The sequence below is a fragment of the Klebsiella sp. TF21-TM genome, assembly GCF_019753495.1.
Taxonomy (GTDB): Bacteria; Pseudomonadota; Gammaproteobacteria; order Enterobacterales; family Enterobacteriaceae; genus Klebsiella; species Klebsiella quasipneumoniae.
In genome coordinates this window covers 1-16417 of record NZ_JAIJYL010000033.1, presented here as the reverse complement: position 1 = coordinate 16417, position 16417 = coordinate 1, and the positions used below count along the sequence as shown (strand labels likewise).

At 50.2% G+C, this 16417-nt stretch carries 26 protein-coding genes; 18 read left to right on the top strand and 8 right to left on the bottom strand.

All coding sequences use genetic code 11. The features are described 5' to 3' along the window. Nucleotides 1–247 precede the first annotated feature (247 nt). On the top strand, nt 248–1381 hold the full coding sequence (locus K5R89_RS23185; protein ID WP_100097910.1) for a colicin-like pore-forming protein: 1134 nt from the start codon (nt 248–250) through the stop codon (nt 1379–1381). A gap of 26 nt (nt 1382–1407) precedes the next feature. On the opposite strand, the gene K5R89_RS23180 is transcribed toward K5R89_RS23185, so the two are convergent. From K5R89_RS23180 to K5R89_RS23155, 6 genes are all read right to left on the bottom strand, one after another. After that, a complete protein-coding gene (locus tag K5R89_RS23180; RefSeq protein ID WP_117022623.1) occupies nt 1408–1932 on the bottom strand; it encodes a hypothetical protein in 525 nt (174 codons plus the stop codon). A 99-nt stretch (nt 1933–2031) separates the two neighbouring features. Next, nucleotides 2032–2364 (bottom strand): hypothetical protein, encoded by a 333-nt coding sequence (locus K5R89_RS23175; protein WP_048290287.1) that lies wholly within the window; start codon nt 2362–2364, stop codon nt 2032–2034. Between the two features lie 2 nt (nt 2365–2366). Further along, complete coding sequence (locus K5R89_RS23170) at nt 2367–2693, bottom strand: hypothetical protein (protein WP_094642885.1); 327 nt, start codon at nt 2691–2693, stop codon at nt 2367–2369. Beyond that, the gene (locus K5R89_RS23165) at nt 2680–2886 is read right to left on the bottom strand and encodes a hypothetical protein (RefSeq protein WP_048290289.1); all 207 of its coding nucleotides are present in this window, start codon (nt 2884–2886) and stop codon (nt 2680–2682) included. The genes K5R89_RS23170 and K5R89_RS23165 overlap by 14 nt, the downstream gene beginning before the upstream one ends. Further along, a complete protein-coding gene (locus K5R89_RS23160) occupies nt 2879–6883 on the bottom strand; it encodes a plasmid replication protein, CyRepA1 family (RefSeq protein ID WP_100097911.1) in 4005 nt (1334 codons plus the stop codon). The genes K5R89_RS23165 and K5R89_RS23160 overlap by 8 nt, the downstream gene beginning before the upstream one ends. A 250-nt stretch (nt 6884–7133) precedes the next feature. Further along, a complete protein-coding gene (locus K5R89_RS23155; RefSeq protein WP_172879400.1) occupies nt 7134–7742 on the bottom strand; it encodes an XRE family transcriptional regulator in 609 nt (202 codons plus the stop codon). Between the two features lie 80 nt (nt 7743–7822). Between K5R89_RS23155 and K5R89_RS23150 the strand changes: the two genes are divergently transcribed. The 9 genes from K5R89_RS23150 (at nt 7823) to K5R89_RS23115 (ending at nt 11438) form a co-directional block, all read left to right on the top strand. Continuing rightward, nucleotides 7823–8032 carry a Cro/CI family transcriptional regulator gene (locus tag K5R89_RS23150; RefSeq protein ID WP_032408972.1) on the top strand — a complete coding sequence of 70 codons (210 nt, stop codon included), beginning with the start codon at nt 7823–7825 and terminating at the stop codon, nt 8030–8032. Continuing rightward, nucleotides 8022–8759, top strand: a complete 738-nt coding sequence (locus K5R89_RS23145) for a bacteriophage antitermination protein Q (RefSeq protein WP_110924981.1) — start codon at nt 8022–8024, stop codon at nt 8757–8759. The genes K5R89_RS23150 and K5R89_RS23145 overlap by 11 nt, the downstream gene beginning before the upstream one ends. A gap of 411 nt (nt 8760–9170) precedes the next feature. Next, nucleotides 9171–9779 carry a 3'-5' exonuclease gene (locus K5R89_RS23140; protein WP_172879401.1) on the top strand — a complete coding sequence of 203 codons (609 nt, stop codon included), beginning with the start codon at nt 9171–9173 and terminating at the stop codon, nt 9777–9779. Continuing rightward, entirely contained in the window at nt 9776–9910 is a 135-nt protein-coding gene (locus tag K5R89_RS27600; RefSeq protein WP_023339399.1) for a hypothetical protein, read from the top strand. The genes K5R89_RS23140 and K5R89_RS27600 overlap by 4 nt, the downstream gene beginning before the upstream one ends. Continuing rightward, a complete protein-coding gene (locus K5R89_RS23135) occupies nt 9907–10239 on the top strand; it encodes a hypothetical protein (RefSeq protein WP_096913198.1) in 333 nt (110 codons plus the stop codon). Before K5R89_RS27600 ends, K5R89_RS23135 begins: the two co-directional genes overlap by 4 nt. Then, a complete protein-coding gene (locus K5R89_RS23130; protein WP_064148019.1) occupies nt 10240–10533 on the top strand; it encodes a hypothetical protein in 294 nt (97 codons plus the stop codon). Then, entirely contained in the window at nt 10530–10871 is a 342-nt protein-coding gene (locus tag K5R89_RS23125; protein WP_071067636.1) for a hypothetical protein, read from the top strand. The genes K5R89_RS23130 and K5R89_RS23125 overlap by 4 nt, the downstream gene beginning before the upstream one ends. After that, nucleotides 10864–11190, top strand: coding sequence for a hypothetical protein (locus tag K5R89_RS23120; RefSeq protein ID WP_048292306.1), 327 nt, complete (start codon nt 10864–10866; stop codon nt 11188–11190). The genes K5R89_RS23125 and K5R89_RS23120 overlap by 8 nt, the downstream gene beginning before the upstream one ends. Before the next feature lie 20 nt (nt 11191–11210). Beyond that, nucleotides 11211–11438 carry a hypothetical protein gene (locus K5R89_RS23115; protein ID WP_023339395.1) on the top strand — a complete coding sequence of 76 codons (228 nt, stop codon included), beginning with the start codon at nt 11211–11213 and terminating at the stop codon, nt 11436–11438. Between the two features lie 351 nt (nt 11439–11789). Here K5R89_RS23115 and K5R89_RS23110 read toward each other — a convergent pair whose 3' ends face one another. Next, nucleotides 11790–12077: a helix-turn-helix transcriptional regulator gene (locus tag K5R89_RS23110; RefSeq protein WP_023339393.1), complete on the bottom strand. Its 288-nt coding sequence runs from the start codon at nt 12075–12077 to the stop codon at nt 11790–11792. Continuing rightward, the gene (locus K5R89_RS23105; RefSeq protein ID WP_023339392.1) at nt 12077–12385 is read right to left on the bottom strand and encodes a type II toxin-antitoxin system RelE/ParE family toxin; all 309 of its coding nucleotides are present in this window, start codon (nt 12383–12385) and stop codon (nt 12077–12079) included. The genes K5R89_RS23110 and K5R89_RS23105 overlap by 1 nt, the downstream gene beginning before the upstream one ends. A gap of 152 nt (nt 12386–12537) precedes the next feature. Between K5R89_RS23105 and K5R89_RS23100 the strand changes: the two genes are divergently transcribed. The 8 genes from K5R89_RS23100 to K5R89_RS23065 all read left to right on the top strand — a co-directional run bounded on the left by K5R89_RS23100 (nt 12538) and on the right by K5R89_RS23065 (nt 16246). Further along, nucleotides 12538–12777: a hypothetical protein gene (locus K5R89_RS23100; RefSeq protein WP_202393421.1), complete on the top strand. Its 240-nt coding sequence runs from the start codon at nt 12538–12540 to the stop codon at nt 12775–12777. Between the two features lie 8 nt (nt 12778–12785). Further along, the gene (locus K5R89_RS23095; protein WP_227601701.1) at nt 12786–13016 is read left to right on the top strand and encodes a winged helix-turn-helix domain-containing protein; all 231 of its coding nucleotides are present in this window, start codon (nt 12786–12788) and stop codon (nt 13014–13016) included. A 270-nt stretch (nt 13017–13286) separates the two neighbouring features. Next, a complete protein-coding gene (locus K5R89_RS23090; RefSeq protein ID WP_100097916.1) occupies nt 13287–14348 on the top strand; it encodes a site-specific DNA-methyltransferase in 1062 nt (353 codons plus the stop codon). Nucleotides 14349–14406: 58 nt separating this feature from the next. Next, the gene (locus K5R89_RS23085) at nt 14407–14718 is read left to right on the top strand and encodes a hypothetical protein (protein ID WP_100097917.1); all 312 of its coding nucleotides are present in this window, start codon (nt 14407–14409) and stop codon (nt 14716–14718) included. Continuing rightward, nucleotides 14715–15206 carry a hypothetical protein gene (locus K5R89_RS23080; protein WP_057172008.1) on the top strand — a complete coding sequence of 164 codons (492 nt, stop codon included), beginning with the start codon at nt 14715–14717 and terminating at the stop codon, nt 15204–15206. The genes K5R89_RS23085 and K5R89_RS23080 overlap by 4 nt, the downstream gene beginning before the upstream one ends. 16 nt (nt 15207–15222) lie before the next feature. Further along, nucleotides 15223–15693 (top strand): hypothetical protein, encoded by a 471-nt coding sequence (locus tag K5R89_RS23075; protein WP_100097918.1) that lies wholly within the window; start codon nt 15223–15225, stop codon nt 15691–15693. Next, a complete protein-coding gene (locus K5R89_RS23070) occupies nt 15690–15938 on the top strand; it encodes a hypothetical protein (RefSeq protein ID WP_048339005.1) in 249 nt (82 codons plus the stop codon). Before K5R89_RS23075 ends, K5R89_RS23070 begins: the two co-directional genes overlap by 4 nt. Before the next feature lie 8 nt (nt 15939–15946). After that, nucleotides 15947–16246 (top strand): DUF4406 domain-containing protein, encoded by a 300-nt coding sequence (locus K5R89_RS23065; protein WP_100097919.1) that lies wholly within the window; start codon nt 15947–15949, stop codon nt 16244–16246. Nucleotides 16247–16417: the final 171 nt, after the last annotated feature.

Here is a 16417-nt window from a genome sequence, read left to right as displayed (position 1 = left end):
ACATAGAGATTTTACCCCGTGACCAGTCACGGCGACAGGGGTTTTTACAGCTAACTTAACCAACTGATCACAACCTGATCAGTCGGTTTTAGGAAGGGGTGGCAAAACACGGCGATGACCCATCTTTATGTAATTATATTTTAACATAATTTATGATTATGGCTGGCTTGACTTACCGGAGGGTTAGGGCTACCTTTGAGTGGCTGTATGTTTATACAGCTAATTTAAAACTCACAAGGAGATTAACATGCCTGAAGAAACATTGACTGTCGTAGGTGGTGGTAATAACAGCTGTAATGTTAGCTGGGGTGGTGGCAATGGTAACAACGGTGGTGCTGGCTATTCTGGTAAATACGGTGGTACTAGCTATGAAGGTGCAACTAGTATGTTGAAGTTGAATGACCGTGTTTTAATTCAGCTTTATCTTTGCAATCCGCTCAACCCAGATTATATTGGAGCACCTTGGGGCAGTGATAAAGATGCAGAATCAATTATCAGAGCTAACAGAGATAAAGCAGGAAAGTTCAAGGCTAATATTCAGAACTGGAAAACAAGCGGTACAGGTTCTTTAGGTAGCCCTGTAGTTGGGAAATCTTATAGCTCAGGTGATGTAGATACTTATTCGGTTAGCTTCGGAAAAGAAAAATACAATGTCCTGTATAACCGAAAAAAAGACTCTTTTACTACAGCTTATGTCGATGGCGGCGCAAATAAACCTGAGCATAGCATGAAGGATCAGGCTATTGCCGTTGTTAAACTTTACCTTCTCAACGAAAGTCAGGCATCGGTAATCGATACTACATCGGGAATTATTACTGACTCTGGTAAAACTCTTAGCGGGAAATTAGGTGATAAATACAACACTCTGGCGAAAGAAGCTGCTGACAATATAAAAAACTTCCAGGGTAAGAAACTCCGCAGTTTTAATGATGCTATGGCATCTATTAATGAACTAGCTAACAATCCAAAGATGAAGTTAAGTCAGGCGGATAAAACAGTCGTTTCTAATGCCCTCAAACAAATGGATTTGTCAGCACTAGCTGACCGATTCAAAGGGTTAGAGAAAGCCTTTACTTGGGGTGATCGACTTCTTAAAGCCGAGAAAATCAGAGAAGGTGTTGTTACTGGTATTACCACAGGGGACTGGCAAAAGCTGGCGTTTGAGGTTGAAGCTATGTACCTCAGTGGTGTTGCTGGCGCCGTAGCGTTAGGGATTACTACTGCCATGATTAGCACAGTCGCAGTCGCTTTGTCACTTCCATCTGTAGCTGTCTCTGCGCTTACTGTTGTGTCCGTCATTGGCATCTCTATTCTCACATCTTATATCGATGCTGATAAGGCCAAAGCACTGAATAATGCAGTGCTTGGCTTATTTAAATAATACTTATGTTTAGTGTAAAGCGGAGGTTATCTCCGCTTTTGAAAAAAAGGCAGACCTTTTAAAAGATATAAATAAAGGAAAAATAACCATATAAAAAAATAATTTGTCAAAAATAAAAGAATGTAATAAACCATTAAAAAATATTCATTACCAGAGATAACTCTTTTAATACGGTACATACTATCAGACATATTTTCCACACCAACATATGTTAAATAATATGCGCCCGCTGTTAAAAGAAGCATTCCCGGAAGAAGTTTAAACCAGCGCTTCATATCTAGTTTTATTGTCTTTATGTCAAATTTACCCCAGCAAAAAACATACATTAATATTACGAAAAGTGGTGCGGTTTTAGTATAGGCAGAGGCTATAATACTTACGGCTAAATATTGTTCTGAAAAATCCCTTTGATATCCATTTGCAATATCAAAAAGGTATGAAATGATGTGTGAATTTTCATTGCTGTAATAAATAAAAAATATTGTTATTATTGGGATTATCCCTAACAGTAATGAAATTAATGAATATTTGAACAGCCCCTTCCCTTCCATATTATATCCCACCATTATCATGTTAATGATACGTAATCATAACCGACAAATAGAAAATGATAAAGGTTCTCAATACCGGCACCCATCCCCTAAGGTAAATCACGATTTTTTATCCCTCAAATGAGGCCGCAATATAGCAAAATCACTCTCACTTACATGCTGAACGTAGATACGTAGCAAATCACCGTTCCACCCCTGTAATCCACCTTTAGAGAGGTCATCTCTAACCTCGTCGAGTACCTTATCCAGCAATCCCGCAGCACAGGAAATTGCCTGCGCCGGATCAGCAAATTCATACTGATTTGCCGGGCTGGTTTTCACCCCAAAAACAGGAATCATCTTTTCAGCTAAACGCCTATCCTGTTCTTTCTTAATCTCAAGTTGTAAGCGGACCAGCTCACCGTCCATCATTTTTTGTAAGTCATGTACCATTATCACCCCCACTGGCCATCGGCAAATAACGCCTCGTACTCAGAAACCGGCAATCGCTGCCCCCTGATAGAAAAATTCAACCAATTGCGTGGCTCAGGGTTGCTTTTATCTTCTTCTTTCCAGCGCTCTTCTGCTTCGCGCGCCAAACATTCAACCGCTTTCAGGTAGTCCTCAGTTCGGTACCAGCCATAGTTGAACGATCCATCTGTTACCGCCCAGGCGACCTTCTTTTGTTCTTCCTGGATAGCGCGCAGCATTTCGTCGCACTTATCCCGGCAGGACTGCAGCTGGTCATAATCCAGTGTTTTCAAAAATTCAGTAGTCGACATCTTTCCTCCCTCCGGTCATCAGTATTTCCCGATATACCCGCTGCCACATACGGTAGCGGTGAGCGAAAGCCTCTCCCTTAAACAGGGCGCGGCGTACCAACCTGCTTTCCCGGAAAGCGCGCCAGGTTCGATAGGCAACCCACTGCTGCAGTAGACACAGGGCGACGATGAGTAACAGCACCAAGTTAGCCATAGAACGCCTCCTGCGCGTCGTAGCCGCCCGTAACCGTACCGGTGATGTATTCACGCAGCCGGCGCAGTTCGTTGCTGGAGAGGCGGTCCATGAACTCTGTGAGGTACAGGGACGCGAAGGTCATCGCTATGCTGGCTGGCGACCAGGAGGTCATTGTGGCCAGCTCATCATCAGACAGCGCGGTCATCGCCCAGGCCTCCGGCACCGGCACCGGCAGCTCGGCCAGCGCCTCAGTTATTACTGAATGAGGGGCGTCCAAATCCTGCTCGTTTGTGGATCGCGTTTTATGATCCATATATATATTGAGATCTAAACCGTGATCCACTTCGGTGGTGGCTTTCTCGGCTTTACGCAACTGCAGAGACAGGCCGTCGTCTTTACGGTTCGCCAGAATTTCCATCATGAACGCCGCCGACTGCTGATCCACAAAGCGTATGGTCGGGCGCTTGTCTCCGTCCCTGGCGCGGCGCTTGTCGGTTTTCAGGCCGAGCGACTCGCAGATGGTTTTAAACAGTGCCTCGGGGACCTTCGGCTTGCCTTTGGGCGTCATAAAGCCACCAATGCGCAGGACGTTGTTTAACAGGTCTCTCCGTTCGGCGGTCATGAGTTTATCCCTGGCGTATGCCAGGCGCGCCTGGGTGGCTTCTCCGGTCATGGTTTCCGGGTCGATGCCGCAGTCAATGAAGTACTGGCGTAGCACCGTAGATTTGAGGCCGTAGAAGCCGCGCATACCGACCTCGACCGCGGGTGTCGATTTGACTTTGTACTCGGTGATGCCAGGGTGTTTCGCCTGGAATGCTTCATCAGCCTGCTCGCGGGTCATCGCGGTGGCGGTAAAGTATTGCCATTGGCCCGCCTGCCTGAAAGCGTAGGTGAAGTTGATCGCGGATTCCTCGCGGTCGAAACGCCGCGCGGTGATCTCATCGAGCAGCATGGTTTCATAACGGCGAACCTTATCGCGGGCGCCGTCGAAGTAGAATTTCAGGTTGTCCTCGTTGACCGGCAGTTTCAGCTCATGCTCGATGTCCCAGCGGACCAGCTTCGCCTGCTCCTCCAGGGTCAGGGCGCGTTTCTTCAGAATGGCTTCCCGTTCAGATTCGTTCGGCGTTTCGATATTCAGGTGGAGATCCAGCGTTTGTTCCCAGACAATTTCGCGGGCTTCCTTGCGCAGCTCCTTGCCGACGCAGTTCGCCAGCTCGTCGGATGCCAGGGGGGCAACCTTGTAGCCGTCGCTGTGCATTATGCAGATCATATTGCTGGCGTAGTCATTACGCGCGGAGGCCTCAATCGCTGCTGCCTTGATTTTCATCCGGGTAAAATCGGTGTTGGCCACACCCATAGAAATGCGGTCGCCGTCGAAAACAACGTCGGTTAGTTCGCCGTTCATGCCGGCAGTGGCCAGCAATGCCTGGACAAATGCACGCTCAATTTTTTGCGGATCGGTTTCGCGTCGTGCGCGAACCTTGTCAAAGCCGATGATGAACTCTTTGGCTGTGCGGTCGCGGCGCAGCATCTGGATCGCATCGCTGGGGACCACTTCGCCGCAGAACATGCCAAAATGGCGGTCGAAATGCTTTTGCTCGATGGAGACGCCGGAGGATATCGACGGGCTGTAAATCAGGCCGTCGTACTTCTTCACCATCTTCTTCGGTTTATTGGTGAATTCTTCAACCTCGGGTTCCGGCTTGCTCTTCTGGTTTACGCAGAGGAATTTTTTCTCCGGGTAGCGCTGGCGCAGCGTGGCGGTAACGTCTTCGGCAAACGTTGAGCTATCGGTCGCCAGCATGATTTTTTCACCGAGTTCCACCGCTTTAATCACCTCGGTCATGATGCGATCTTTCTCGGTGTAGAATACGCGGATAGGTTCGCCCGTTTCGCGGTTGCGAACGTCGACTGGCAGCTCGATGACGTGAATCTGTAACCATGCCGGCAGGCCCATTTCTTCGCGGCGCTTCATCGCCAGTTCTGCCAGGTCGACCAGCAGATCGTTTGCATCTGCGTCTACCATGATGGGGTGCAATTCAGTTCTGGCCAGCGCGTCGATCAGCGTATTGAAAACGGCGACCGGGTTCTCCATTGCGCGGCCAGAAAGGATGGCGCGAAGTCCCTGCGTTGCCTCATCAAAGCCGAAATAGTCATGCTGGCGCATCAGCGGCTGCCAGCAGCCTTTGACGATGGAGTTGATGCAAATGGTCAGCTTATTCGCGTATGGCGCCATTTCCTGATAGCCGGGGTCCTGGTAATGCAGAATATCGGCCTTGGTCCCTTTCTGCTCTGTCATCATTTCCCACAGGCCACCGATGAGGCTTACGCGGTGCGCAACGGAAACGCCGCGATCAGCGTTATGCATCAATGGGCGCAGCAGGCCTGTCGACTTACCTGATCCCATACCGGCGCGAACAATAACGATGCCCTGCAGCTGCTGCACGTATTGCAGAATTTCATCCGTCATCACGGATGTTTCAAAGCGTTTATACGTGATGTGCTGGGGACGCTTGTTCGGGTCGGTGATCCGCTCGCTAAAGGAACGGGGTGCCTGGGCAGTACGGCATTTGCGGTTCAGGCGGCGTGCGATGTGGTCTTTAACCGTGGCGCGATAGACGCTTTCCAGTCCCATATCACGCAGCACGATGCAGAACATGTTAAACAGATCCGCCGGGCTATTCGGTACCGGGCAGGTCAGCATGCCAATATCCACCGCGTTCAGCAGTTCTTTCGCAAACGTCCGGCGGTTGTCACGTTTAGCCGTTTTCAGCTTGTTTAGCGTCAGGGACAGCAAATCGGTGCTGTTACTCAGGCGGTTCCCTTTGGCGAATAGCTGGCGACAGGTCTCGCGGAGTCCACGTAATCTGTGCAGGTCGTTGAAGTCGCTGCACTCCAGCTGGGGATCGTCTTCAAAGGTTGGATAAACGCATTTGATGCCGCTAAATTTTGCGAGAATGTCGAAGCCGGTACGTAAGCCGGTGTTGCCTTTACCTTCAGCCGATGACTTGCGGTCGTTATCCAGGGCGCAGGTAATTTTTGCTGCCGGGTACATGTTCACCAGCTGCTCAACAACATGGATCATGTTGTTTGCGGCCACAGCGACCACGACAGCATCAAAGCTTTTTTTCGGGTCCTTACGGGTAGCCAGCCATACGGACGCGCCGGTGGCGAAACCTTCCACCACTGCAATATTTTGCGCGCCGTTCAGGTTGCCGATAACAAAGCACGCCCCGACGAAATCACCGCTGGTGATCGCGCTGGTCTGGAATTTACCGCCGCGCTGGTCGATACGCTGCCAGCCGACAATGCGTCCGTCTTTGCGTCCGTCCAGGTGGGCCAGCGGAATCGCCATGTATGTAGTCGGTCCACGGCTCCATTTTGCGTTGTCGTGACTGGTCACGCGACGAATATCGCAAGCGCTGAATACGTCACGAATGCCTTTTTTCACTGCGTAAGGCCACGACCCGTCCTCAGCTGGCGCATGTTCCCATGCACTGTGGAACGCCAACCATCCGAGCAACCGTTCTTGCTCTAACTGATTGTTTTTAAGTTCATTTATCCGTTGCTGTTCGGCGCGGCGCTTGCGGGCTTCTGCCTGGCGTTCAATACGCGCCAGTTCTTCAGCAGGTTGTGCGACCACGGTCGCATGATTTCTTTGTTGTTCACGGCGGTATTCGGCGAACAGGAAGGAGAAGCCGCTCCAGGAGCCTTCGTCATGCCCTTTCTGGACAAAGTTGACGAATGGGTAGCTGATGCCGCTTTTGTGTTGTTCCTTGCGGGAGTAGATTTCCACACGCCCTTTGAGGCTCTTTTCCAGAGCCTCGGGGGCGCCACCGTTATATTTTGAATAACGTTCTTCCCCGCCGCGCGGGTTCAACTGAATGTTATCAGCGCATGCTGCCCAGTTAATGCCAGCCATTGTGGCCAGCTCTGACAGCTCATCCCGCGCTGCTTCAAGCAATGAATACGGATCGCTACCGAAGCGAGCCGCATAGAATTCTTGTAAGGTCATTTTAAGCCTTTCCATGCGAATTTATGATTTTTCGGGTTGAAAAAATCCGCAGGAGCAGCCACAATAAACGCACAAATCTTCGTAGGGACTGTGTTGCGTTTATCGTGGTGCTGCTCCTGAAAAAAGGCCCGAGTTTGCCGACTCGGGTTTTTTTTCGTCTTTTTTCAGCTGCTGCAGTCTGATTCAACCGCGATACATTATAGCTCGCATTAAACCAGATTTATAGGCAGCAATAAACCCTGTTATCTTGTCATCTACCCTCTATCATGAACGATTTGATCGTACCGACTATTTGGTGCACAAATTGAAGATCACTTTTCTCATGGATAACTCGTTGAGAGTTAGCGCCATCTAAGTAGTAGCGCTCATCATCGAAGCGCGCTAACCGCTGTATCAAGATATTCCCGTCTTTATCACAAACTAACACGTCCTCACCTGGAACTAGCGTGAGATCTGAATCAACCAGTATGACATCACCCGGCTGATAGTTGTGCTGAACCTGGTTCCCGACAGTAAGCGCATAAACGGTTTCCCGTTGGCTAACAAATGGCAGGAATCGTTCTGTGCTGACAGGTTCTCCTGGCTGCCAGTCGCTATCCGGACCACTCTCTGTTGTGCCAATAACAGGAACGCGGTCAGGATCAGATTCAGTACCAAAAAGTATCCATTGCACAGGTTTGCGCAGGCATTTCGCCAGGGCAAGCCCGATCTCCAGCGACGGCATTACGTCGCCACGTTCTAAGTTTTGGACGCCAGGAAGAGAGATACCGACACTTTGCGCGACTTGCTTCAGTGTCATCTTCAATTCTAAACGGCGTGCTTTCAGTCGTTCGCCTCGTGTTTTCATACGATCAATCATAAACGATCTCTTTATAGCTGGCTATAAAATTTATGAATTATACCTAGCTTTAATTTATGGTTATGGCATATAATAATTTTATGAAGCCAGAAGAACTTATCCGCCACTTTGGCGACGTCGAAAAAGCAGCTGCAGGCGTAGGTGTAACACCTGGCGCGGTCTATCAATGGCTTGCGGCTGGGGAGATTCCACCGTTACGCCAGAGCGATATTGAGGTCCGCACGGCATACAAACTGAAGAGCGACTTCACCGTTAAGCGGGTTAGCAAGGACGGTAGTGATGGAACTTGAACGAATCCGCGCTTGTGTGGCTACGGCCCTTTCAGATCTGCATTACCTTCAGCGAGGAATTTTAGAAGTTCAGCTTGAGCAGTTACGTCTTGCCAACTCCGGCAGGTTTACTGATAAGCCAACCCGGGTCATTCAAATGGGCGAGAATAATAAATACGAGATCTCGGTCGCGGCTGAGCAGGTTCGTTACCATGTTGGGAAAACGTTTAAGCAATCCTCAATGCTGCTGACTGAACTTGATTTTCAGACGGCTAGTTGGCGCAGAGCCATTGAGCAGTTAAATCGTGAGGAAGTTGCCTGGCTGCATTATTGCTATGGCTGTAAGCCCAATTTTGAAAATGATGAAGTTATATGCCAGTGGCTATGGCTGGATTTTCTTGTCGCTCATTCAAAGGCTGATTTCAAAAAAATGAAAGAGGCGACAAAGAAAAAGATGCGCAATTTAACTTATTACGCCATCCAGCAGGTTAAGGCTTCAATATTACGCGGAGAGGATGTGGACCCGCTGCGTGAGGATGAGCATATAAGTCTTTTGCTTAATATCACCGTCGATAGCTGGCGTAAGGATTATAAAAAACGCTGGCTATTAATGAAATCACGATGCCTGCATCTGAATAGCATCGCGTTATTTAACGCAGCGGAGAAGCGCAGTGAAATCATCAACCGCCATTGTACAGGAAGTGCCAACGTGCCTGTGCCAGCAGATTATGCACAGGAAGCCCGGTAAACCCGAACTGAGGTATGCCGCAAACCGTAAAGAGTACATTATCTGGTGCCCTACCTGCGATTACCGGACTCATCCTGATACGAACCGGCAATCGGTTATCACTGAGTGGTACCTGTCAAATCAGCCTGGTAATAAACACATCGAAGATATGTGGCTGAAACGTTATCTGGAAATAAAAGAGGGTGCGACCGCGGTCGCATAGGGTAATGATGCGAACTCCATTTAAACAAGGCCCCATGTCATACGATGATGCGGTGCGAATTTCTAACGTTTATCGAAATAAAGGTCGAGAGACTTTAATCACGCGTTCGGATGATTTAGACGGGACGTATTACGTTTTTGTTTATCTCCCTGAGTCCAGAAAAGTCCCAACGCCATCCAGAACTTTTCAACAAAAAATATGGGAATAAAATGCTTACCTACCATCAATCAATTTTTAAAATGATTATGGCAAATTGGCTGAACAGCGATCATGTCATCATCGATACTGAGACCACCGGGCTTATGGCTTCTGATGAAATTATCGAGATCACGATAATTAATATGCGTGGTGAGATTCTGTTAAACACCTTGGTGAAGCCGAGCCGCCCTATTCCGCCAGAAGTTACCAAAATTAATAACATCACCAACGAAATGGTCGCTGATGCGCCAGCATGGCGCGAGGTTTTCCCGGCTGCGCTGAAAATTATTCGTAAGCATAAATGGCTGGCATGGAACTCCAGTTTTGATGCCCGCCTGATGGTGCAGACCTGCCTGCAGAGCGGATTTTTTGATGACCTAAAGCCTCACCTCATCACCGCCATCATCATGGCCATTGAGACGCGCCACATTGACGCCAAAGCGGTTTATGACCAGTGGTATGGGGAGTTCGACGAGAAGCGCAAAAACTTCAAAAGGCAGAGCCTGGCTACAGCAGCTGCGCGCCACGGCATTTCAACCGCTGGCGCCCATCGCGCGCTTGCCGATTGCCTGATGATCCTCGGTGTGCTGAAACAGGTTTGCCAGCCGGAGGTCGCATGAACTCTGAACTATTCAACTACAGCCTGAAAACGCTACAGGTGCTGAACGTTGTCGCAGATTTGGTTTTATCAGTGGCGCTGTTTGGCTTTGGGTACGGTCTTCTTAACTTGCTTGAGTGGTGGCTTGCATGACAGATATCGCCCGGCTGATTAACAGCATTAAGCGCCGCACGTCCTCAGCAAGAGAGCTTGGCTACGATGTCCTGTTCGTGGCACTCGATGATTTGGATGTCCTGGCTGATTCGCTGGAGACGGCGCTGCGCGCAAACACCGCCCAGGCCGATCACATCGAGCAGCTGCAGGACATAAAACACCAGCTGGAATCAAAGTTAGCCAAGCCGGTGCAGTTGCCAAAAACAAACGGCTACTGGACTGAGCCAGAACAGGCGTATGAAGAAGCTATTACGTTCGCTAAGAGGCAGGTTCGTCTGGCTGGATTCCGGTGTGAGGGAGATGAGTAGATGTGGCGAGGAACCGACCGCAGCAGAAGCCAGATGATACTGACTGAGTATCGCCACGACTATAAAACCAAAGACTCCAAATCCGTTTACCTGGTGCGGCATAGCAGCCGCTCCCAGCAGACTGTTCTGGAGCAATTCCTGATGGTAGAGCGTGATAGTTTTGGGCGATTTACCCCGACTATCGAACTGAAAGACTTTCCGAGTGGGCTTAGCGACCGCGAGTCGATGCTCAAACTTGCCGACTGGCTGCACCGCTTGGGCGTGGCGATTGAAGATAACTGGAGCCAACCATGACTAAATCAACCATAACCAGAGAGCGCTTAGAACAACTCGCTGATAACAACACTATCTGCAAAGTTTCATGGGATGAGCGGATCGAACTAGCACAAATTGCGCTGGCCGCGTTGGACAGTGAGCCGGTGGCAGAGGTCACCGGCGAAGAGCACCGGCAGCTGCGTGACCTGGTCATGATGGTGAAGATGCTCTGCAGAACGGTGAGAAAGTACAACCCGGAAAGCCAGCAGGCGGCAAATTTCACCGCCTATCTCCAAAAGGAAGGTCTGATATCGGCAGCGGATTGTCTGCGCGAAACCGATCCGCTGGATACTGAGTCGGAGGATCGCCGTGGCTAAAACCCCTGCAGAACGGCAACGGCAGCGCCGTGAACGTTTAAAGCAGTCCGGCACAACCAGACGCGATTGGGTACTTGAGCCGGAGGAACTGCGCATGCTGGGCGAGATTTGCATCCAGCGTCGCCCAGGTAGAACGCCGTATTCAGAAAATGAAGTAATCGGCCTGTTGATCCGAAAGAATTACAAAGAGCTTCAGAAGAGCCTGGCGAACACATGCCAGCGATGTGGCCAGGCGCTGCCGGTGTCTGAATGCATCTTCGACGGCGAAAATTCATGCTTACTGACGACTGCCAGACTAAAGCTGGCCATTAAAGCGTGACTGGTCACGGAGGCTTAAAAATGGATAAATCGGCATTGCTTTTGGAGAAACTCCGTCAACGAACGCAAAGTAGCCTGGCCAGCGGTGGCGACGGCTTTGTCTTTGCATCGATGCTGGTCTTTGACGTGGGCTTGAATGCCCGGACTATTCGGCAAATGTTGGACGTTGCAGTAAGGAACGGGACCCTTGAAAAAAGGGAAAGAGGCATAGGCCGCGCGCATAAGTATCGGACAAATCTGCAAATTTGATGAGAACCTTGACAGGAAATGACGTTTTAGCATTTGCCAAAACGACTGTGTTTTTATACAGTATATTAATATTTTGTAAGACGAATAACGGGTAGGCTATGTGATGGAAGATACGGTCCTCTCAAATTGTGAAAGGCTGGACGCTGAGCTGAGTGATATCGATGCCGTATTAGATATGGTATCGGTGGCGATGGCATCCCCGGAGGCTAGTTTGCATGTGGCTCAAACTATGCGCCTCATTTGTATGTCACGTCGGATGTTGCAGCGGTGCCGGGATCTCAACAAGGTTGAAGGAAGAAGCCACTAGCCAGCCGAATTGAAAAAGGTGAGGTCTCCCTCACCTTTTTACGTTCAGTATACGGCCTGGATGTTAATTTCAGCGCCGCACGCTTGCGCGTATTTGCTCAGTGTCTTCATGCTGGCCCCCAAAGGGTTCCCCTCGAGGCGGCTAATAGCAGATGGCGTGATCCCCATACGTTCCGCCAGGGCAGATTTGCTTAACCCAGCCTTTTCACGCATCTCGTACAGCATTTCGACCAGTGCCAGTTCTTTATCTGCTTCCTGGTAACCCCGGATTGCCTCCGGGGTGTTGAGCAGACTTTCTTTGACCTGGTTAAATGGGATGCCTTTTACTTTCATTAGCTCATCTCCTTCAGGCGCTTTCTCGCTATCTCTATGGCCCCCGCTGGGGTTTTTTGTGTCTTCTTAACAAACGCATGCAGTAGGTAGATTTCGTGGCCGACTGCGTAAGCGTATAACGTTCTTGCTATGTTTTTGTCTCCAACCCTTAACTCAAAAAGCCCGGCGCCAATTACGCGGCTATGAGGCATTTTTAGTTTTCCTTCACTTTCCAGTCTTTCAATCAGTCGGGTCATGCGACCTCGTAACTCGTCCGGTAGTTCCTGTAACTCTTCCAGCGCTGCCGGGTGGGTTATCACGTTAAACATAGTATATCCTCCCTATGTGTTTAAATATACCAATAAATTAATTTTCACACAATAGATAAATTTAACTAAAAAGTGAAAAATAAGACTAGATGTCTCATGTTGCCAGAGTTACAGTTCGTGTCGTTGAGACGGGAAACAAACCCGGTAACTAGATGAATTTGGAGGATATTGTGAACTATCAAGGCAACGAAAAAATGAGACAGGACGCGGCTGAGATTTCTAACGATCTGTATGAACTCTGGCAAAAAGTGAAGCGTTTCCAGCGTGAGTACAGCTTCAACAGCGAGAACATTACAGACAGACTGGCGGGCCGACTGATTGGAACAATGGAACCCAAACTGGCCGACCTTAACAGCTTTATGGCCGATGTAGATTACCAGTTTGAAGATTAAAGGGAGAAATGATGAACGTGAAACAGATCCGTGAGAATATGACCGAAGCGGCCCTGAGCGTAGAGAGTGTGATGCGGGGACATCCCCGCATCACCCTGCAGGAATTAAGTGAAGCCTGCAACTTTAGCCTGCCAGCGGTTGAGTTTATTATCGAGCAGATGCTTTGTATGGGGGTAGCGAAGCGGGGCGCTTTTGGGCAGTACTCACTGACCCCGGAATATAAAAACGGTAATTTCTGAAAACTGTGCGACCACGGTCGCACAGAAAGAATTTTAAAAAGGTTGGCAAATAAGGCTTTTTTAGGTATCGTCTTTGTATGTTGGGAATTCTATAGCCAACGTCATCACAACCGCCGCTAAGGCGGTTTTTTTATGCCTTGGAAATGGGCGCTACAGCATGTGTCACCATGCTGTAGCTTTCAACCCATGCCGCCTGACAGGGTCAAAACAAGGCCCATTGCTGATTGCGCAACAGCAAAAAGAGCCTACCAAAAAAGGCCACTAAAGACCATGAAAAACACTGTGAAAATAAACAGTGCTGAACTTGTGCATGCAGATTCACTTGAGTACATCAAAACCCTGCCGGACAACAGCTTAGACGCCATCATCACCGACCCACCGTATTACCGCGTAAAGGCAAATGCCTGGGATAACCAATGGCCCAGCGTAACGGATTATTTGGCCTGGCTGGATGAGTTTTTCGCCGAGTTCTGGCGAGTGCTTAAGCCAGCAGGGTCGTTATATGTGTTCTGCGGGCCGAAATTATCATCGGACACCGAGCTGTTGTTGCGTGACCGTTTCAACGTGCTGAACCATATCGTTTGGGCCAAACCCAGCGGGCGCTGGAATGGTGCACGTAAAGAAAGTTTCCGTTCCTACTTCCCTGCTAGTGAGCATATTTTCTTCGCAGAGCATTACGGCGCGGAAGGATTTGCTAAAGGCCAGGCTGGGTACGCGACAAAGTGCCAGGAGTTGAAAGGCAAGGTCTTCGAACCGCTTATTGCTTATTTCCGCGATGCACGCCAGCGACTTGGTGTTTCCGCTGCTGAAATCAACGCAGCAACCGGTACGAAAATGTGTAGCCACTGGTTTAGCGCCAGCCAATGGCAATTACCCAATGAACGGCAGTACCTGGCGCTGCAGGCGCTGTTTAACCGTAAGGCCGAAGAACAGGGAATAACGGGACTGTCAGAGCCGCACGCGGCGCTACAGGAGGAATACGGAGCTTTAACGGCACGATATTCCGAACTGGTTATGCAGTATTCCGAACTGCGACAGCAGTATGAGAATCTGCGGCGCCCTTTCCATGTGACAAAAGATGTTCCACATACCAACGTGTGGACGTATCCACCGGTTCCGTACTATCCGGGCAAACATCCGTGCGAAAAACCGCTGCAGATGATGATCGACATCATTTCGGCTTGTACGCGCCCTGGCGATGTGATCGCCGACTTTTTTATGGGGTCGGGTGCCACGATAAAAGCCGCGCTGCAGTTAGGACGCGGAGCCATCGGCGTAGAGCTGGAAGAGGAGCGATTTTTACAGACGGTCTCCGAGATAGAAAAACAATAATCGACAGCCCCGCCTAAGTGCGGGGCTTTTTATTACCCGCCACGCGGGTGGCGGAGTTATGAACACAGCTATCGAATATGGAAATCCTGATCTCTGGCTGGTCTTGCTCATGCTGGCCGCTGGAGTGGTTTCAAGCGCCCTGCTTTCTGAGAACCCGATCAACCCGCGCCGCCTCATTGGTGACGTTCTGAGAGGCGTCATTGTCGCCATCATCCTTTGGGCTTATGGCCTCATGGGCAACATTTCAATTTTGAAAGTAATAACTCTCGCCGGTTTATCGGCTGTGGCATGGCCACACACCGTCAACGAAATCACCGGCTTTGCAAGACGAACAATCAGCCGAATTTTCGGCGGGAGAAAAGAACGATGAATTATGGACTGGTGAGCAAGCAAGACGCGCGCCTTTACGCCGAAGCGGTTTGCGATGTGATCGGGAATGGTAAAGCCAATGCGGCGGTTCTGCTGTGTGTCGAAACGGCTGCAGCCGAGACATTGCTGGGCGATTACAAAGACCCAACGCCGACCAGCGCCGGAACCGGATTAACCCAGGTTGATCTCGGTACCTTCGAATGGCTTCGCGATAAGTACAAAAACAGCCGTTACGCCGCCGTTCTGCTGAATCAGTTTGGTATCGACCTGGGCCGGACGGTTTACCAGGAGCTGAGAACATCACCGCTCATGGCGATGCTGTTTTGCCGCTTGCGCTATTTGACGGTCCCGGAGTCGATTCCGGCGACCCGCGAGGCTCGCGCCGCTTACTGGAAAAAGTATTACAACACCTCGGCAGGCAAAGGCACGCCGCAGGATTACATCGATAAATGCCAGCGCGCTGGCGTTGATGCGCTATTCACGCAGTGAGGCGCGAGGAGTGATTATGAACAGTTTAAAACGTATGGCTAAAGCCTGGTTGCTGATGAATGGTGCCTTCGTCCTTCTCGTGATGGCTGCGCCCCCGGCGATGGCTAATGAAAGTCTCGGTCTGGATCTGGATTCAATTCTGAGCGCCCTGCCAGCTGGCTGGGCCAGCGGCGTAACTGCCGTATTTATCGTGCTGTATGCGGTGGCGCAGCTGCGTGCCGTACTTCCCCCATCAGTGACCAAAAGAATCCCCACTGTGGTCATGAAAATTCTCGACCTTGTTGCCGCGAACTATGCCCACGCCCGGAACGCCGATGCGATCAGCAAAGTAGCGCGGGATGCCGGAAAAGCCAAAGGCCCATCAGATGATGATTTTCGTGTGATGGTGGAGACAGCCAAAAACAATGGAGAGCTGCGTGGAAGCCGCATTGAGAGCGCTGGCGATTATCCTGGAGATGATCGGCCAGGCAGTAAAAGCCCGAAATGAAACGGAGCGACAAGCTCGGATTGATTATGCGCGTAACAACCCGGCTGATTATCTGCGTCGCTTTGGCCGGGTGCGCGAAATCAACCCCGATGGCACCAATACTGAATCCGGCTCCGTGCGCAGCGGAAAAACCGGCGATTGATGTGGTTCACATCGATGGGCATTTCGTTATCGCTGATGACGATATGGGAAAACTGACCGGTTACATTGCCGCGCTTGAAGCGGGCTGTACCGCACCGAAATAGAGTACTCAATGAAAATTTATATTGCTGGCCCGATGACCGGGCGAGAGAACTTTAACCGCGAGGCATTCAATAAAGAGGCCGACCGGCTGACCCGTCACGGTCATACCGTTCTGAGTCCTGCCAGCCTCCCTAATGGGCTGGAGCAGCGCGAATACATGGATATTTGTTTTGCCATGCTCCGTTGCGCTGACGCGATTCTGATGCTCCCTGGCTGGCAGACGTCCCCCGGCGCCACGGCGGAATATCACTATGCGTACAAAATGGAGCTTCCGGTTTATACCACGGTGCATTATCCGCCGGTCGCATAGCGGGAAAATGGAGGCTATGCGACCACGGTCGCACAGACCAAGAACCTGTATCCCCATTTAGGGATAAAACGTGTGCTATCCCCATGAAGGGATAATCCCCGGCCACAGTAGAGTGCAAGGCTGCCCCGTAATGCACTATCCATAGGTCGCATAGCAGCAAAATAGAAGCCA

Excerpts from the sequence above, each read along its gene's own strand:
- K5R89_RS23185 (WP_100097910.1), top strand. The coding sequence starts at position 248 with ATGCCTGAAGAAACATTGACTGTCGTAGGTGGTGGTAATAACAGCTGT.
- K5R89_RS23180 (WP_117022623.1), bottom strand. The coding sequence starts at position 1,932 with ATGGAAGGGAAGGGGCTGTTCAAATATTCATTAATTTCATTACTGTTA.
- K5R89_RS23175 (WP_048290287.1), bottom strand. The coding sequence starts at position 2,364 with ATGGTACATGACTTACAAAAAATGATGGACGGTGAGCTGGTCCGCTTA.
- K5R89_RS23170 (WP_094642885.1), bottom strand. The coding sequence starts at position 2,693 with ATGTCGACTACTGAATTTTTGAAAACACTGGATTATGACCAGCTGCAG.
- K5R89_RS23165 (WP_048290289.1), bottom strand. The coding sequence starts at position 2,886 with ATGGCTAACTTGGTGCTGTTACTCATCGTCGCCCTGTGTCTACTGCAG.
- K5R89_RS23160 (WP_100097911.1), bottom strand. The coding sequence starts at position 6,883 with ATGACCTTACAAGAATTCTATGCGGCTCGCTTCGGTAGCGATCCGTAT.
- K5R89_RS23155 (WP_172879400.1), bottom strand. The coding sequence starts at position 7,742 with ATGATTGATCGTATGAAAACACGAGGCGAACGACTGAAAGCACGCCGT.
- K5R89_RS23150 (WP_032408972.1), top strand. The coding sequence starts at position 7,823 with ATGAAGCCAGAAGAACTTATCCGCCACTTTGGCGACGTCGAAAAAGCA.
- K5R89_RS23145 (WP_110924981.1), top strand. The coding sequence starts at position 8,022 with ATGGAACTTGAACGAATCCGCGCTTGTGTGGCTACGGCCCTTTCAGAT.
- K5R89_RS23140 (WP_172879401.1), top strand. The coding sequence starts at position 9,171 with ATGCTTACCTACCATCAATCAATTTTTAAAATGATTATGGCAAATTGG.
- K5R89_RS27600 (WP_023339399.1), top strand. The coding sequence starts at position 9,776 with ATGAACTCTGAACTATTCAACTACAGCCTGAAAACGCTACAGGTGCTG.
- K5R89_RS23135 (WP_096913198.1), top strand. The coding sequence starts at position 9,907 with ATGACAGATATCGCCCGGCTGATTAACAGCATTAAGCGCCGCACGTCC.
- K5R89_RS23130 (WP_064148019.1), top strand. The coding sequence starts at position 10,240 with ATGTGGCGAGGAACCGACCGCAGCAGAAGCCAGATGATACTGACTGAG.
- K5R89_RS23125 (WP_071067636.1), top strand. The coding sequence starts at position 10,530 with ATGACTAAATCAACCATAACCAGAGAGCGCTTAGAACAACTCGCTGAT.
- K5R89_RS23115 (WP_023339395.1), top strand. The coding sequence starts at position 11,211 with ATGGATAAATCGGCATTGCTTTTGGAGAAACTCCGTCAACGAACGCAA.
- K5R89_RS23110 (WP_023339393.1), bottom strand. The coding sequence starts at position 12,077 with ATGAAAGTAAAAGGCATCCCATTTAACCAGGTCAAAGAAAGTCTGCTC.
- K5R89_RS23105 (WP_023339392.1), bottom strand. The coding sequence starts at position 12,385 with ATGTTTAACGTGATAACCCACCCGGCAGCGCTGGAAGAGTTACAGGAA.
- K5R89_RS23100 (WP_202393421.1), top strand. The coding sequence starts at position 12,538 with ATGAATTTGGAGGATATTGTGAACTATCAAGGCAACGAAAAAATGAGA.
- K5R89_RS23095 (WP_227601701.1), top strand. The coding sequence starts at position 12,786 with ATGATGAACGTGAAACAGATCCGTGAGAATATGACCGAAGCGGCCCTG.
- K5R89_RS23090 (WP_100097916.1), top strand. The coding sequence starts at position 13,287 with ATGAAAAACACTGTGAAAATAAACAGTGCTGAACTTGTGCATGCAGAT.
- K5R89_RS23085 (WP_100097917.1), top strand. The coding sequence starts at position 14,407 with ATGAACACAGCTATCGAATATGGAAATCCTGATCTCTGGCTGGTCTTG.
- K5R89_RS23080 (WP_057172008.1), top strand. The coding sequence starts at position 14,715 with ATGAATTATGGACTGGTGAGCAAGCAAGACGCGCGCCTTTACGCCGAA.
- K5R89_RS23075 (WP_100097918.1), top strand. The coding sequence starts at position 15,223 with ATGAACAGTTTAAAACGTATGGCTAAAGCCTGGTTGCTGATGAATGGT.
- K5R89_RS23070 (WP_048339005.1), top strand. The coding sequence starts at position 15,690 with ATGAAACGGAGCGACAAGCTCGGATTGATTATGCGCGTAACAACCCGG.
- K5R89_RS23065 (WP_100097919.1), top strand. The coding sequence starts at position 15,947 with ATGAAAATTTATATTGCTGGCCCGATGACCGGGCGAGAGAACTTTAAC.